General features: G+C 60.6%; 17 protein-coding genes and 2 pseudogenes. 13 read left to right on the top strand and 6 right to left on the bottom strand.

Annotated features, from left to right (window positions below):
* Window positions 1-20 precede the first annotated feature (20 nt).
* The 4 genes and pseudogenes from LDP01_RS16070 to LDP01_RS23990 form a co-directional block, all read left to right on the top strand.
* Window positions 21-1,277: a Wadjet anti-phage system protein JetD domain-containing protein gene (locus LDP01_RS16070; protein ID WP_224091420.1), complete on the top strand. Its 1,257-nt coding sequence runs from the start codon at window positions 21-23 to the stop codon at window positions 1,275-1,277.
* Window positions 1,278-1,294: 17 nt separating this feature from the next.
* On the top strand, window positions 1,295-1,564 hold the full coding sequence (locus LDP01_RS23995) for a type II toxin-antitoxin system TacA family antitoxin (RefSeq protein WP_224091415.1): 270 nt from the start codon (window positions 1,295-1,297) through the stop codon (window positions 1,562-1,564).
* The gene (locus tag LDP01_RS16060; RefSeq protein WP_224091413.1) at window positions 1,561-2,097 is read left to right on the top strand and encodes a GNAT family N-acetyltransferase; all 537 of its coding nucleotides are present in this window, start codon (window positions 1,561-1,563) and stop codon (window positions 2,095-2,097) included. The genes LDP01_RS23995 and LDP01_RS16060 overlap by 4 nt, the downstream gene beginning before the upstream one ends.
* A 284-nt stretch (window positions 2,098-2,381) precedes the next feature.
* A pseudogene (locus LDP01_RS23990) lies at window positions 2,382-2,651 on the top strand (EamA family transporter); the annotation flags it as partial.
* A gap of 182 nt (window positions 2,652-2,833) precedes the next feature.
* Here LDP01_RS23990 and LDP01_RS16050 read toward each other — a convergent pair.
* The gene (locus LDP01_RS16050; RefSeq protein ID WP_224093962.1) at window positions 2,834-2,980 is read right to left on the bottom strand and encodes a hypothetical protein; all 147 of its coding nucleotides are present in this window, start codon (window positions 2,978-2,980) and stop codon (window positions 2,834-2,836) included.
* 354 nt (window positions 2,981-3,334) lie between these two features.
* Here LDP01_RS16050 and LDP01_RS16045 point away from each other — a divergent pair, with 354 nt between their 5' ends.
* From LDP01_RS16045 to LDP01_RS16010, 8 genes are all read left to right on the top strand, one after another.
* Entirely contained in the window at window positions 3,335-3,700 is a 366-nt protein-coding gene (locus LDP01_RS16045) for a TfoX/Sxy family protein (protein WP_224091411.1), read from the top strand.
* Window positions 3,701-3,788: 88 nt separating this feature from the next.
* A complete protein-coding gene (locus LDP01_RS16040; RefSeq protein WP_263433775.1) occupies window positions 3,789-4,631 on the top strand; it encodes an SDR family NAD(P)-dependent oxidoreductase in 843 nt (280 codons plus the stop codon).
* Window positions 4,632-4,687: 56 nt separating this feature from the next.
* Window positions 4,688-4,975, top strand: coding sequence for an alpha/beta fold hydrolase (locus tag LDP01_RS16035; RefSeq protein WP_224091407.1), 288 nt, complete (start codon window positions 4,688-4,690; stop codon window positions 4,973-4,975).
* 10 nt (window positions 4,976-4,985) lie between these two features.
* Window positions 4,986-5,462, top strand: coding sequence for a hypothetical protein (locus LDP01_RS16030; RefSeq protein WP_224091405.1), 477 nt, complete (start codon window positions 4,986-4,988; stop codon window positions 5,460-5,462).
* The gene (locus LDP01_RS16025; RefSeq protein WP_224091403.1) at window positions 5,452-6,696 is read left to right on the top strand and encodes a flavin-containing monooxygenase; all 1,245 of its coding nucleotides are present in this window, start codon (window positions 5,452-5,454) and stop codon (window positions 6,694-6,696) included. Before LDP01_RS16030 ends, LDP01_RS16025 begins: the two co-directional genes overlap by 11 nt.
* 695 nt (window positions 6,697-7,391) lie before the next feature.
* Window positions 7,392-7,712, top strand: a complete 321-nt coding sequence (locus LDP01_RS16020) for a hypothetical protein (RefSeq protein ID WP_224091401.1) — start codon at window positions 7,392-7,394, stop codon at window positions 7,710-7,712.
* 234 nt (window positions 7,713-7,946) lie between these two features.
* Window positions 7,947-8,435, top strand: a complete 489-nt coding sequence (locus LDP01_RS16015) for a hypothetical protein (protein WP_224091399.1) — start codon at window positions 7,947-7,949, stop codon at window positions 8,433-8,435.
* A gap of 46 nt (window positions 8,436-8,481) precedes the next feature.
* Window positions 8,482-8,895, top strand: a complete 414-nt coding sequence (locus tag LDP01_RS16010; protein WP_224091397.1) for a hypothetical protein — start codon at window positions 8,482-8,484, stop codon at window positions 8,893-8,895.
* 400 nt (window positions 8,896-9,295) lie between these two features.
* On the opposite strand, the gene LDP01_RS16005 is transcribed toward LDP01_RS16010, so the two are convergent.
* From LDP01_RS16005 to LDP01_RS15990, 4 genes and pseudogenes are all read right to left on the bottom strand, one after another.
* Window positions 9,296-10,060 (bottom strand): esterase/lipase family protein, encoded by a 765-nt coding sequence (locus LDP01_RS16005; protein WP_346658931.1) that lies wholly within the window; start codon window positions 10,058-10,060, stop codon window positions 9,296-9,298.
* 341 nt (window positions 10,061-10,401) lie between these two features.
* Window positions 10,402-11,015, bottom strand: a pseudogene (locus LDP01_RS16000) (dihydrofolate reductase family protein).
* 164 nt (window positions 11,016-11,179) lie between these two features.
* Window positions 11,180-12,571, bottom strand: coding sequence for an APC family permease (locus tag LDP01_RS15995; RefSeq protein WP_224091395.1), 1,392 nt, complete (start codon window positions 12,569-12,571; stop codon window positions 11,180-11,182).
* Window positions 12,572-12,731: 160 nt separating this feature from the next.
* Window positions 12,732-13,034 (bottom strand): hypothetical protein, encoded by a 303-nt coding sequence (locus LDP01_RS15990; RefSeq protein ID WP_224091394.1) that lies wholly within the window; start codon window positions 13,032-13,034, stop codon window positions 12,732-12,734.
* Between the two features lie 2 nt (window positions 13,035-13,036).
* On the opposite strand from LDP01_RS15990, the gene LDP01_RS15985 reads away from it, so the two are divergent.
* The gene (locus LDP01_RS15985) at window positions 13,037-13,411 is read left to right on the top strand and encodes a hypothetical protein (protein ID WP_224091392.1); all 375 of its coding nucleotides are present in this window, start codon (window positions 13,037-13,039) and stop codon (window positions 13,409-13,411) included.
* Here the strand turns inward: LDP01_RS15985 and LDP01_RS15980 are convergent.
* On the bottom strand, window positions 13,408-13,905 hold the full coding sequence (locus tag LDP01_RS15980) for a hypothetical protein (RefSeq protein WP_224091391.1): 498 nt from the start codon (window positions 13,903-13,905) through the stop codon (window positions 13,408-13,410). The two genes, LDP01_RS15985 and LDP01_RS15980, sit on opposite strands and share 4 nt — an antisense overlap.
* Window positions 13,906-13,927 lie beyond the last annotated feature (22 nt).

Raw genomic sequence — 13,927 nt, 5'->3', positions numbered from 1 at the left:
CGCTGTCCTCGCTGCGAGCGATGTCATTAACTGCGTGGGACCGCGGACAGCTGTTGCGGGAGGCTCTTGAACCCTCCGGCACGTATCCGCGGCGCCGTGCTTTAAAGCGGCCCTCTGCCACGGAGCTTCGCGACAATTATTCGGCTGCCCGTGAATGGGCTGCGGAGCTGTTCGCCGCCGCAGGCCCGTTCAGTCTGGAAACGCTCGACGTCGGCCGCACCACTATCGGTTCAAACCACCTTCCCGCTGTGGCTGTGTTTCCGTCGGTGGAGGACGAGGTTGGATTCGTTGGTAAATTGCGGGAGTTAGCCCGGTTCCGAACTCTTACTGCTTCACTGGTGGATCTTGATCCCTTGTTGAAGGCGTGGGCGCTGAAGCGACCACTCGCACTCTTGGAGTTGGGCGATGCAGCGTTGACTGCTGCGCGGGTGGCTTTGTGGCTCCGCGATCATCCCACTCCGGGGATCCATGTTCGGCAGTTGAGCCTGCCCGGGGTGCACACGAAGTTCATCGAGACGCATCGGCGGACGATTGACGAGATTGCATTGGTGCTTCAGAGCTCCCAGGCCCAGGATGCACCGCCCGTCGCTTCAGGCGAGGACGAGCTGCTGGACGTGCCCGCGGTTTCTGACGCCGGCGAGGCCTTGCTAGGACGATCCGCCGCCCGAACCCCGGCTGCACGCTTCGCGGTCCGCCACGGCTTTCTCCATCCCCCGGAACAAGTGCGCTTCCGGCTTCTGGATCCGGCAATCCCGTTGCTGGGTGATGCCCGGGACATCACTGTGACAGCATCAGCCTTCCGGACCCTTCGGCTGCCCGTCACTCACGTGATCATCACCGAAAACCTCGTGAACTTCTTGGCTCTTCCGGAGCGGCCGGACACAGTGGCGATCTTTGGTGCTGGCTATGGATTTTCCTCTCTGCGGGAGGCCTCCTGGTTGCAGGAGTGCGACGTTCTGTACTGGGGGGATCTGGACACGCACGGTTTCCGGATCCTGGATCAGCTCCGCTCCGTCCATCCGCATGTGTCGAGCGTGCTCATGGACGAGAAGACCCTGCTGGCACATCGCGATGCTTGGAGCGTGGAGGCAACCCAGTCCCGCGCTTCTCTGGGCAGGCTGACTCCTGAAGAAGCCCGCCTCTACGAGGCTTTGCAGACGGGCAGCTACGGCGACGGCGTGCGACTGGAACAGGAGCTGATTGGCTGGGAGTGGGCGATGGAGAGGCTTGAGAGTGGAATGAACACTAAACCTTTCCGTACATTTGCCGTACACTAGAGCAAGGAGGTAAGACCTTGGCAATCACCAAATCGCGACGCTTAGAGTTGCGCACTGACGAATCCACGGACCGGTTAATCGCTGAAGCCGCGGAGCTTCTCCATGTTTCAAAGACTGCGTTTGTAACTGACGCAGCCCGACAAGCCGCACAGCGGGTCATCGCGCGCGCAGATGTCACCCTCATGGCTCCGGAAGTTTTTGACTCAATGATGGCTTCACTGGATGTTCCTGACGAGTCAGCAGGGCTTGAGGCGCTTTCCAGGCTCCCTAGACTTATCCGTCGATGAATGAACCTACCTACGACGTTGTGAAGTTGGCCCCCGGCATCGAACTGGGGGCCTTCGATTGCGGTGAAGCAAGCTACAACGAGTGGCTCACCGAGTACGCATTGAAGTCAATGGATTCGGGGGCAAGCATGGTCTACCTTCTCCTTGAGAACAAAGCCACTGACGACAGCCGCGTAGCTGGGTACTTCGCCATCTGCCCAACGCTTGTCGTCCGGGATGACATGCCTAAACCTGTACAACGTAATATGCTCCGAAACACTCCCGGCTGGCTCCTGGCCAAACTCGCCCTCGACATCACGCTTCGGGGCGACAAGGAGAAACGATGGGGTTCACAGCTACTGCGCGTGGCATTAGAGACCCTGGTTGAAGCCGCAGCCGTCGGAGGAGGGCAAGTTATCGTCGTTGATGCTGATAACCCAGGTCTGGTCGGGTGGTACACGCGTCATGGCTTCACAGCGACGGGCGCTGACGATCTACGCCTGTACATGAAAGTCTCGACCGCCCGGAAGTACCTGATGAACGCCGTCGCCTGATCTTCTAGATCTCGCCTTCTCCCAACGGCTAAACCGCCCGCCAACACAACGAATCCAGTCACGGCCGTCACGTTTCGCCCCCAGCAGACACCTGATGAAGGGATAAACGCGAAAGCTGAGGCGGGACATTTAGATGGACAACGAACACGGAGCCAGCGGAACCAAGCTCGGACTACTGCCGTTCAACAGCATCTCGCGCCCGGCACGGAGGCTCTAAGTACGCCGTGTTGCAGTCGAATCGCACTCGGGCGGGTTTGCTGGCGGTCGTGGTCAGCTTGTCCTCCATGCAAGTGGGCAATGGATTGGCCGTTGGACTGATCGAAGCCATGGGCCCCAGCATGGCGACGACACTAAGGGTGGGCATCGGTGCGCTGCTGCTTCTGCCAGCACTCCTGCTCAATGGGTCTTCGATAGCTCCTCGCCCTCGCTCTCGCCCAAGGCAGGTCGCGGCGTATGGCATTGTGTTGGGCTTAATGCAGGTTTCCTTCTACCAGGCAATTTCCCACATCACGCTGTCACTGGCTGTTTCCATAGAGTTCCTGGTCCCACTCATCGTGGGCTGTTTGCGTTCACGGTCCCCTCGGACCAAGCTGCCAGCGGTTGGAGCCATGCTCGGGCTAGGTCTTATTGCCGATTACAGCGGAGGCTCAAGCCTTGCTGGGGCATTGTGGGCCCTACTGACGGGCGTCCTCCTGAGCATCTACATCAAGCTCGGGACCGACATGCCACCCGGAACTCACCCGTTGGTGATGCTGTCCAAGGCCCTTTGGATTGCCTTGCCGGTTGTCGTAGCGGCCCAGCTCATGTCCCCATCGTCAGTTCCCCCAACCATGGTTCCGTTCACGTCCGGGGCAATCGCCGTAGCGGTTTTGACGATGATCATTCCGTTTTCCTTGGAATTGTTTGCAATGGCGCGTCTGCGGCCTCTCCCATTCGCGATGATCTCGGCCTTGGATCCGGCCTTAGCATCGGCTGTCGGGGCCGTGGCCCTTCATCAACTTCTGAATCTCCGTCAATTCACGGGGTTGATTATTCTTACCGGATGCGCCGTTCTGGCCATCTGGGCAGACACAAAACGGGCCCCCGATAACCACGTGAAGAGCTAACGAACATTGGCATCCCCGCCGCAGAGCCAAATCGCGTCTGCCGTCCAATCCACCAGATGGTGACTATCGAACCGCCCGGGCCGTAAGCTGCAGACGGATCTCTTCTCACGCCTAAACCAGGAGGACGAGCAATGCAGATGCCCAAGCCGTCGGATGCCGACAAGGAACGTTTCCGTTCAGTGCTGCCCGACCATCCCGACGTCGTCGTCAAACCAATGTTCGGCAACCTCGGCGCTTTCGTGAATGGCAACATGTTCGCCGGTCTGTTCGGGCCTACTATCGGCGTCCGCCTTTCCGAGGCCGACAAGGCCGAGCTCGAGTCGGATCACGAGACTCAACCTTTCGGCCCCGAAGAACGCCCCATGGGCGGTTATGTTGGTCTGCCCGAAGCGTGGAACGAGGACGCCGCGCAGGCCGAGCCTTGGGTGGCCAAGGCCTTTGACCATGTTGCAGCCCTGCCGCCGAAGGCACCCAAGAAAAAGGGCTCCAAAAACTAGGACCTCTTCAGCTCGACGGACCCTCGCCAAACCAGCCAATAAGTGCTGAGATCAAGCTATGCCCTCGATGAATGGACGAACAGCGCTCGTGACCGGGGCCACGGGCGGCCTGGGTAAGGCCATCGCCACTGCACTTGCACGCGAAGGAGCGTCCGTCGTCGTGGTTGGACGTTCAGCAGCGCGGGCAGAAGATGCCATCCGCGATATCCGGGCCAAAGAACCGAACGCGGTTCTCGAACCGCTCGCTTGCGACCTCTCAAGCCAGGCCTCGATCCGGTCGGCAGTAGACGGGTTCCTGTCGCGCCACGACAAGTTGGACGTGCTGATCAACGCGGCTGGAGTATTCCGCAAGGAGCGTCACGTGACCCCGGATGGGCTTGAGCTCACGTTCGCCACGAATGTGATGGGCTACTTCCTGCTGACGAACCTGCTCCTGGACGCGCTCAAGCGCGGCGCCGGCGCAGATGGGGCGCGGACTTCGAGGATCGTTAACATCGCCTCCAAGTATTCGGGAGGCCCGTCCACCACCAAGATCGACTTCGACGATCTGCAAACCGCCAAGGGCAGTTACAGTTACCTTCGCGCCACTCCCCCAACAATGCTCGGTCGGGTCCTGTTGACGCAGGAATTCGCGGAGCGCCTTCGCGGATCCAACGTGGTGGTGAACGCCGTGCACCCGGGCCTGGTAAAGCACACGGCGCTACTCCAGGACGTTGGCGGACCTTTCCGCTGGATGACGAACACCTTCGGCGCGACTGCTGAGAAAGCTGCCGATACCCCCGTCTGGCTGGCCACCGCTCCAGAAACTGCCGCTGTGTCCGGGAAGCTCTGGGCGAAACGCAAGGAACTGCCGACGCCCGGCATGGGCTCTGATCCGGCGGCGCGGAAGCGGCTGTGGGAAGAGTGCACCCGCCTGGCCAAGATCCTGTGACATTCCGCCCCTGAACAGCCCTCCCGAAGCCGCATCTCCAGGCGTACAGTGCAGCCATGGAACCCATTCGAGTGGTCCTCCTTCCGGGCAGTGTCCTTCCTGCGGGGCCCGCCTATGGTGCGCTGCTTGAGGCCTTGGGGCCGGACGTCGACGCCGTGGCCAAGGACCTGGATCTCTATGAGGGCGACCAACCGCCGTCGGACTGGACGCTCGACACCGAAGTCGACGGCGTCCTGCGGGAGGCAGGCGCCAAACAATGGGACATGTTCCACCTCGTGGGCTATTCGGGCGGCGGGGCCCGCGGCCCTCGCCTTCGCTGCCAAGTATCCCGAGCGCCTGCTTAGCCTCACACTGTTGGAACCCGCATGGGCGGGAGACTGGGGCTGGAGCCAGGCCCACGCCCGCTTCTGGGAGCAGCTGGGCGCGCTCGAGTCGCTGCCTCCGGAGCAGTTCATGCCGGAGTTCATGAGGCTGTCGGTGAGGCCCGACGTCGTCCTGCCGCCTCCGCCGGCGGGTGACCCGCCGCCGTGGATGGCCAAGCGGCCTGCCGGAATCAGGGCGTTCCTGAAGGATTTCCGGAACTATCACCTGGACCGCGAGCGCCTGGCTTCTTTTGAACGTCCCGTGCTGTACGTTCTGGGCGGCCTGAGCAATCCGGACCAGTACGGTGACATCGCCGACCGCCTGTCCACTGTGTTCCGGGAGTACCGTGTGGAGGTGTTTGAGGAACGCCACCACTTCGATCCCCCGCACCGGATTGAACCCGGGCGGCTCGCGGGCATGTTGCGCGAGCATTGGCAACGAGCCGAGGGCAGCAACAATGCCGACTAATCCAATAGACACGGTCATCATCGGCGCAGGGCAGGCGGGACTCGCGACGAGCTACTGGCTCACGCAGTCCGGCGTCGAGCATCGGATATTGGAGCGTCGGGATTCCTTGGGTGGCGCGTTCCAGGATCGCTGGGACGGGTTCTACATGAACACGCCGAACTTCAGCCTGGACCTGCCCGGCATGCCGTACTCCGGCGACGATCCCGAGGCCTTCATTCCCCGCAACGCTGTGGTCAACCTCTTTAGGCGATACGCGGAGGTGATCGGCGCTCCCGTCCACACGGGCGTGGACGTAACGCGGCTGGCCACTTCCCCCGACGGCGGATTCAGTATTGAATCGTCGCTCGGGCACATGAAGGCCCGCAAGGTGGTGTTGGCAACCGGCGCGTACCAGGTTCCCAAGGTCCCGGCCGTGGCCGCCGGCCTTTCCAAGGAGATCGTCCAGCTCCACACGCACGACTACCGCAATCCGAACCAGCTGCCCGACGGCGCCGTCCTCATCGTCGGAACAGGCCAGTCCGGCGGTCAGATCGCCGAGGAACTGCACGACGCCGGCCGCGAAGTCCACCTTGCCGTCTCCACCTGCCCCGAAGCACCCCGCCGATACCGCGGCCACGACCTCATCTACTGGATGCTCGAAACCGCCAAACACGGCCCCGACTACGGCATCAACGCCCTCACCCGCGAGGCACTCCCCTCCCCCGCCGCCCGCTTCGCCTGCAACCCACTGCTCTCCGGCACCGAAGGTGGCCATGATATCCACCTCCGCGAACTCGGTCGCCGCGGCTTGCACCTGCACGGCCGCCTGGAGAACGTCGACGACGGCGACATCACCTTCAGCGACGACCTTCCCGAACGCCTCGCAACAGTCGAATCCAGCTTCAACCAACGAATGCGGAAGGCCATCGACGCCTACATTGCAGCGGCGGGGATTGATGCTCCAGGGCAGTCCCCCTTGCCCTCGGATGACTGGCTGCCCGCTGAGCCAGCGAGGTTGAACCTGGCCCAGGCAAACATCACGTCAGTCCTGTGGGCCACCGGATACAAACTCGACCTGTCCTTCATCGACATCCCCGTCCTGGACGAATGGGGCTACCCAAAGCACACGTCAGGCGTCACCGAACAGCCCGGCCTGTACGCCGTAGGGCTTCCCTGGCTGACACGGCACTACTCGTCGATCCTCGGCGGTGTGGGGCTGGACGCGGAGTACGTGGCGGGCAAAGTTGCCGGGTGAACAAATAGCCGACTGCACCGGGCCCGCCGGACAGAAGTAACCGACCTGCCCGCAGCTCTGTCGTTGCACGAGGGGCCTTGGTGTTCAGCGCGCTACCGGCCTGAGTTGGACCGGGCAGCTCATGTTCCGGTCTTCGCAGAACGTTGGGTCAAACGACGCTGTGCGGTGAGATCCTGATCGCTCGTTAAGACGCGCCGATTTTCATTCCAGCCATACATAACGAACACGGTTGCAGTAGTCCCCCCATCATCGCGCATCTCATCGTGCGGTCTTATGTACGTGATCCAAGCCAGCAACAGCACGGAACGTGTAATTGGTTCCATAGGCACGATGATCGACCGGCTTACGGGCATAGCCGAGACGTCAGACCCTGGGTTAAAGATCGATCAATTGGTATATGCAGCTTGCTGGCCTAATCGCTCTTTTCGCAGCCTGTCGTCCGTCTACGTGGATAATTCGTCGTATGGATTCGCTTCGCGCCGAGATCAGCCTCCTGCCAAACCCTGAAGGAGGCCGTAGAGGTGCTATCGATCTGAGTGGTCGCTATAGGTCCCATCTGAGAGTCGACGGTGGGGAGTACCTGAGGGTCGCACTCCGAAGCGACACGGGAGCCACCCTTGAGCCTGGGGAAAGCGGCATCGTTCCCCGGCACTAGTCTGACGCTAGGAAATTCACCTGGATCCGGGAGCGAGCTCATGAATGAACGCAAGGCCGCCTTCACCGTCGCATTCCCGGAGGCGAGGAAACCCAGAACTGCCGGCACTCTAGCTTCAGTATTCCTCTTCGTGACCTGGATCCTCATTGGTGTGGCAATGTTCGGGCCACCAGGATTTTCGGGCCTTCCTTGGATGGCCGTCTCGGTCATTCCCTTTGCATTTTCTCTGGCATGTTCCATTTATGGAAGGCGGAAGCAGAAAGAGCTTGCACCCATCATCAATCACCGATTCGCGAAAGAATTCGTCGCGCACACCAAGGATGCCTACCCGCAGGACGTGGACATCTTTCCCATGAGCTGAAACCGCGACACAACGTCAACTAGGCAACAAGCCGGCAAGGATTTCCAGCACGTGCCCGATAGCCGATCCCTTGCCGGACACCCGCATTTATGGGGTGCCGCCTGTGCTGAACCCGACTCTACGATTTCGGCGAGCCTCTCCAGTAACTTTCGGCTGGCGGCGAGTTTGGTAATCCTTGTACGCGTGACTTGCACCTTATGGGGTTCCGAGTGGGACAGGAGCTAGGCTGGCGGGGTGCGGATCGACGGCGTGGAACTCTGGGCTCTGCTGTACAAGTTGGACGATCCAGCGCACCTGGAGGCGCCGCAAGGATTCGACTGGAAAGCCGCGCGCCGACAGTTCGACGGCCTCGTCGCACGGCTCAACACCGCTTTTCAGACCACGTGCGAGACGGATCGGAATATCGAGGACGCCTCGTATCACGCCGAGGTCACCGTTCCTGCCGACGCAACGGCTACCGGAGGGAACCTCGTCGTCCGGGTCTCGAACTTCGGCAATCTCGCCGTCCTGGCGCTTGAGAACCCGGGGGCTTATGACCAAGAGGAGTTCGATGCGCTTGTTCACGAGAGTGACCTCACACGCATCTATGAATGCCTCGACGAGGGAGACTACACCCTCGTTGCGGAAGCGCCGCTTTGGGAGCCCTACGACGGCCGCGTGACCGCTTGGGTGTTCCTGTCAAGCAAGCCGAGCTGGTGGATCAGGTACTTCGACTACCTATAGCCGGCCAGATAAATGATGCTTTCAACTACAGGAGAAACGATTGCAAGTGAACAAAATCCTGATATTCACTTTCGTGGCTCTGTTCGGTTTAACTGGTGCCTACTGGGGAAAATACCGTTTCCCCTCCTTGAGGCCGGGATCACCTATGGACAGGATTCTTGGCGTCATTAATGTGTTTGGCAACGTAGCAGTCGCCCTGATGGGAATAGCGTTAATCATGACGACCGAGTTTTCTGGGACACCGGCGCTGGGATTCATTGCGTCGGCGCTGCTTCTCGGTTCCGTGTTCTTCTATCGCGTGCGGGCTCCAGATTTGAGAATGGCATTTGCCAGCAACAGCGGGCGCCGCGGACAACCCCACGATCAACAGCGGAAGACGAAATGGCCCTACACACTTACCTACATGACCGGGTACTCGTGCATGATTGCCTATATCTCGACCATCCTTAGTCACCTTTAAGTACCGACACCTTCCCAACCAACTGTGAAATAGATGGCCGTGAAGCTGGCTGATCCAGGATGAGACCATTTGCCAGGTGTCCCCCAACCTTCGGAGAACCGGGTGCCCGTTCAAGGATCGTCTTACGTGCGCCCGGTGCGATACCGAGCGATCACAAACTCAATAGGCGGGATCAAGTCACAACCTTGGGGACGTGTCCCCAAGGTTGGACTGTCCTGGTTCGAAGGTATGGGACACCACCAACATCGGTTGTGGGTGCGGCAAATCTGCGGACCTACCCGTGGGGACCAAAAATACGAGGTGGGATATTGCCCGCTACACGCACTGCGGGCGATACGTTGGATCCGCGGGGCCGCTTTGGAGGAGCGCGTTGGAGACGAGGGACCACACGTTCGGATCGTTAGGAGATTGATCGTGTTCGAAAGTGTCGAGAGGGCAGTAGTCCTGGAGCACAAGGTTGGACACTTGCTTCCCCGGCCCCAACAAGAGCCTGGCTCGTGTAAGGGGTAACGACCTCGTCGTAACGGGTCGAGATGACGGTGTAGGACGGGCCGGGTACGGTGTCGCCGATCGAGTTGAGCTTGGCCATGAACGCCGACCCGGCATGCTGGTCCGCGCACGCCTGGCACAGGGTGCTCGTTGCGGTCGTGTCGAGAATCATCCCCGCGGGCGACGGCGCGATGAGACCTTGAGTGCCATGGCTCGACGGCGCAATGCCGACGAGGTGGTGCACATACTTGGCGCCGCCGAGGAAGCCGATGTAGTACCGCGGCATCATGCCGCCTTGGCTGTGCCCTACCAGATCGACCTTCTTCGCACCCGTCGCGCCGAGAACTGATTTCACGAACGTCGCAAGCTCAGCTGCGGAGTTCCGAATTGCCCCGCTGGCGGGGACACCGTTGGCCACCCCGTAGTTGAGCGCGAAGACGCAGTACCCCTGTTCCTTGAGCACTGGCGAAAGCAGCGCCCAGTTCTTGTACATTGTCTCGAACGTCCCCGGGACGAGGACCACCGGATATGGATGCACGCTCGAAGGCTTGCACGTCCAGTCATTGGCTCCGGGCGGGTCTGGCGAGATCGAGTCGGCCTGAGCCGCGGGTGCGGCGAAGAGTCCAATCGTGAGCGCCGCAGCGGCGAGGACGGCAGTGAGTCGGAATCGGCGCATGGCCTGCCTTTCTCTTGGCCGCGAACCCCTATGTCCGCGGCATTCCTAGCTACTTTGCAGTAACTTACCGGCGGGTTGCAATAGGGTGCGAAGATATTGAGAAAACGTGCACCCGCACGGACCGGGCTTGCCGCGCAAGCGCTCGTAAGTCGACCTGCACTAGGCGGGCGCAGTAATCCGCAGCGGACCAGGGTCCAGTTAGAAGTCATTAGCGCCGGCCACGGCCGACCAAGATCAAGGCAGCGAAGGCCATTGCATAGGCTGCCAGGATGCCTCCCAGCATGATGATGGTCTAAAGGCGAGCCGACCTCTCCTCGAGGGTGGGACACATGAGCGGAGCCTTAGCCGATTTCGGTCATGTCCCCCACCCCAGGCGTCCCCTCAACCAGGGCGTACCGCTGCATCACGGCACCCTTTGGCGAGGCAACCACCGGCTCAATGAGTTGAAGGTTCGTCGGTATGACACCATCGGCGAACACCTTTTCCCGCGGCCCAGAAGGATTGGATACACCCACAGATTGAGCCGGTCGAAGAGCCGCTCCGCGAACAGGGTCTGCACAAAGTCCAGGCTGCCGATCACGTGAATGTTCTCGTGCTTGCCGCGGAGCTCGCGCAAGGAAGCCGCCACATCGGGACCAAGCTGGGAGAAACCATCCCACTCGAGGTTCAGCGACTGACGCGAGGCCACATACTTCGGAATCCGGTTGAACAACCGCGCGATTCCATTGTCCTGGTGTGGCCAGTACGAAGCGAAGATGTCGTAGGTCCGGCGCCCGAGCAGCAGCGCGTCCATCCCAACCATCCCGGATTCGACCTGTTCACCAACGGCATCATCAATCAGAGGCGCCTGCCAGCCGCCGAACTCGAAACCGCCTTCCGGATCTTCCTCAGGGCCACCGGGCGCCTGCGCAACGCCGTCGAGCGTGGTGAAAAGGTCAATATGGATCAGTCCCATGTCGGGTTCCTTCCCTGCTGCCCGTCGTCACCCCGGCGACAGGATCATGTCGAGGCTTCCACACGAACCCCCGAGAGGCAATGGTCACCAGAGAAGAACGACGACGGCGACAGCACCTTGCGCTGTCACCGTCGCCGACCATGGGGCTGAGTTACGGAAGCCCTCTACGCTTCCTTCAAATCAAGCTGCGGTGCCGGCCTCCGGAACCCGCGCGTGAGGATGGCGAGGTAGACGAGGCCCACGCCAGCCCAAGCGAGCCCAAAGGTAAAGGACAATCCACTCAGGCTCGTCCACAACCAGATAGTTAGCGCAAAGCCGATTCCCGGCAGTATCAGGTTGTAAATCACTCCCCTGGTGCCGCGATCCTTCCGGTCAAAGTAGTAGTGCTTGATGACCGACAGGTTGACGATGGAGAACGCGACCAGCGCTCCGAAGCTGATGAGCGAGGAGATGGTCAACAGGTCGAGCACGAAGGCAAGCAGTGAGACGCCCGATGTGATCAGAATCGGAAGAACGGGCGTTTGGAACCGAGCATGAAGCCTTCCCAAAGCTGGCGGGAACACGCCGCTGCGGCCCATGGAGTGGATGATGCGTGAGACCGAAGCCTGCGAGGTGAGCGCCGATCCGAGGCTGCCCGCGACATAGGCAGCCGTGAAGAAGGCGACGAGCAGCTCCCCACCTGCCTTGCCGATGACCTCGATGGCAGCGGAGTCCACATCGTTGAAGCTGCTGACGGGAAGAACCAGGTGGCTGATGTAAGCCAGACCGAGGAAGATGACGCCGGCCAGGATGGTGGTCAGCATGATGGCCTTGGGCAGGTTGCGCTTCGGGTCCTTGGTCTCCTCCGCGAAGGTCGAAACGGCGTCGAACCCGAGGTACGAAAGGCAAAGGATGGCAGAGCCGGCGAAGATCGGGGAGAGACCTTCGGCGCTCTCGGCCCCGGTGAAGGGAGCCATCAAGTCCAGGTTCCCCGCACCCGTGATGGAAGAGAGGCCAAGGGCGACGAATAGAACGATGAAGAGCGCTTGGAGTCCCACCACCACGAAATTCGCCTTCGCGATCGCCGTGATTCCGAGGACGTTCAGTACCGTCACCGCGGCGATGGAGACGATCATGAACACCCAGGCTGGAATGGCTGGGAACGCTGCTTCCATATAGATGCCGATGAGCAGGTAGTTGATCATCGGCAGCAACAGGTAGTCGAGCAGGAGCGACCAGCCGGCCATGAATCCCAAGCCGGCGCCGAACGACCGCGTCGCATACGTGTAGGCGGAACCACCGAACGGGAACGCCTGCGACATCCGACCATAAGAGCGTGCCGTGAACAGCATGACCACGAGCGTCACGGCGTAGGCTGCCGATAGTCGCCCACCCGTGAGTTCCACGACGATGCCGTAGGTGCTGAAGATCGTCAGGGGCACCATGTAAACCAAGCCCAGCAACACCAGCGACGGAACACCGAGAACGCGGCGCCAACCCTGGTTTACGGTCTGAGCGGAAGTTGGCCCCACAGGCTTCTCGCCTGCCGGTGTATCTGTATTGAATGTGGGGGTCATGGGGATCCTAAGTCGTCATGCTGGTATGTGCTGGAAGCTGCGGCGCTGCAGAACTTCGTAGCTGCGACTGGACCTGCGGGGTTCCCGCGATCCTGAAGTGCTGGATTGGCTCGAGCTCTACCGTTAAGGACACGAGCCTCATACTAGAAATGAATAGCGTTCATTTATTGTGGCGGTGAACCGGGTCACAGTCAATACGTGAAGGAGTGCCGGACCAGTCGGCTTTTGCAACAATCCCTATCGCGGTGCCGGGCACACAGATCTCGAAGGCCATGGCCGCGGCCGCGCTCTCCGGCACGAAGGCGGCCACGACATCCACCTCCGCGAACTCGGCCGCCGCGGCATGCACCTCCACGGCCGCTTGGAAAACATCGACGACGGCGCCATCACCTTCACCGACGACCTCCCCGAACGCCTCGCAACAGTCGAATCCAGCTTCCACCAGCGAATGCGGAAAGGCCATCGATGCCTAATATCGCAGCCGCGAGAATCGACGCAGAAGAGCAGCCTCCAACACCGGAGGACGACTTACTGCCCTCCGAGCCGGCGCGGCTTAACCTCGCCCATGCGAACATCACGTCAATCCTGTGGGCCACCGGATACAAACTCGACCTGTCCTTCATCGACATCCCGGTGCTGGACGAATGGGGCTACCCAAAGCAGACGGCGGGCGTCACCGAACAGCCCGGCCCTGTACGCCGCAGGGCTTCCTTGGCTGACTCGGCACTACTCATCGATCCTCGGCGGCGTGGAACTGGACGCGGAGTACGTGGCGGGCAAAGTTGCTGGGTGAAAGAGCAGCCGCAACCGGACTTTAATTGCGGCTGCTCTCTTCCCTAGAAGAGCTCGTGGGCGTCGTTTACCTCAGACCAGCTCGCGCCGCCCGAACCACCATAGGGATAAAGTGCATACCAAATCGATTGCCTTGACAGCGTGATTGCGTATTTGACTCCACCTGCGTAATTGACCAGGTTAACGGTTCCAATTTGATCCCGGTTCCAGAACGACTTCACCCTGTCCTGAAACTGGGTCCCAGCCGCGTTACCTGCACCCCAAACGAGGCCTCCATGCGTGGCCCCATAATAGAACTGCCGCTTACCAGCGGACGCTAAGTCATTGCCGGATGTCACGTTAGTGAAACAGATTTCACCTACCGCACACGCAATAGCACCATCACCAACGTCTGCCTGGGCAACTGATCCACCTGCAGCGATACCTGTTAGCGCGATCGCACCAGCCAAGCCAATCTTCGTGATCTTATTCAATTTTCCCCATTCCAAAATAATCCGGTCCCTGCCGTTCAGCAGGAAGCAAGTCCTGATAAGACGTTGCAAGCTTGATAATAGTGCGGATGCG

Origin of the sequence: Arthrobacter sp. StoSoilB13 (assembly GCF_019977255.1) — a bacterium.
GTDB lineage: Bacteria > Actinomycetota > Actinomycetes > Actinomycetales > Micrococcaceae > Arthrobacter.
Note: the sequence above shows the minus strand (reverse complement) of the source record. Positions and strands in the feature narration are given on the sequence as shown.

Bases quoted from the DNA above. Each gene is read 5' to 3' on its own strand.
- LDP01_RS16070 (WP_224091420.1), top strand. From the start codon at position 21: ATGTCATTAACTGCGTGGGACCGCGGACAGCTGTTGCGGGAGGCTCTT.
- LDP01_RS16060 (WP_224091413.1), top strand. From the start codon at position 1,561: ATGAATGAACCTACCTACGACGTTGTGAAGTTGGCCCCCGGCATCGAA.
- LDP01_RS16050 (WP_224093962.1), bottom strand. From the start codon at position 2,980: ATGATCATCGTCAAAACCGCTACGGCGATTGCCCCGGACGTGAACGGA.
- LDP01_RS16045 (WP_224091411.1), top strand. From the start codon at position 3,335: ATGCAGATGCCCAAGCCGTCGGATGCCGACAAGGAACGTTTCCGTTCA.
- LDP01_RS16035 (WP_224091407.1), top strand. From the start codon at position 4,688: ATGGAACCCATTCGAGTGGTCCTCCTTCCGGGCAGTGTCCTTCCTGCG.
- LDP01_RS16025 (WP_224091403.1), top strand. From the start codon at position 5,452: ATGCCGACTAATCCAATAGACACGGTCATCATCGGCGCAGGGCAGGCG.
- LDP01_RS16020 (WP_224091401.1), top strand. From the start codon at position 7,392: ATGAATGAACGCAAGGCCGCCTTCACCGTCGCATTCCCGGAGGCGAGG.
- LDP01_RS16005 (WP_346658931.1), bottom strand. From the start codon at position 10,060: ATGCGCCGATTCCGACTCACTGCCGTCCTCGCCGCTGCGGCGCTCACG.
- LDP01_RS15995 (WP_224091395.1), bottom strand. From the start codon at position 12,571: ATGACCCCCACATTCAATACAGATACACCGGCAGGCGAGAAGCCTGTG.
- LDP01_RS15990 (WP_224091394.1), bottom strand. From the start codon at position 13,034: ATGGCCTTTCCGCATTCGCTGGTGGAAGCTGGATTCGACTGTTGCGAG.
- LDP01_RS15985 (WP_224091392.1), top strand. From the start codon at position 13,037: ATGCCTAATATCGCAGCCGCGAGAATCGACGCAGAAGAGCAGCCTCCA.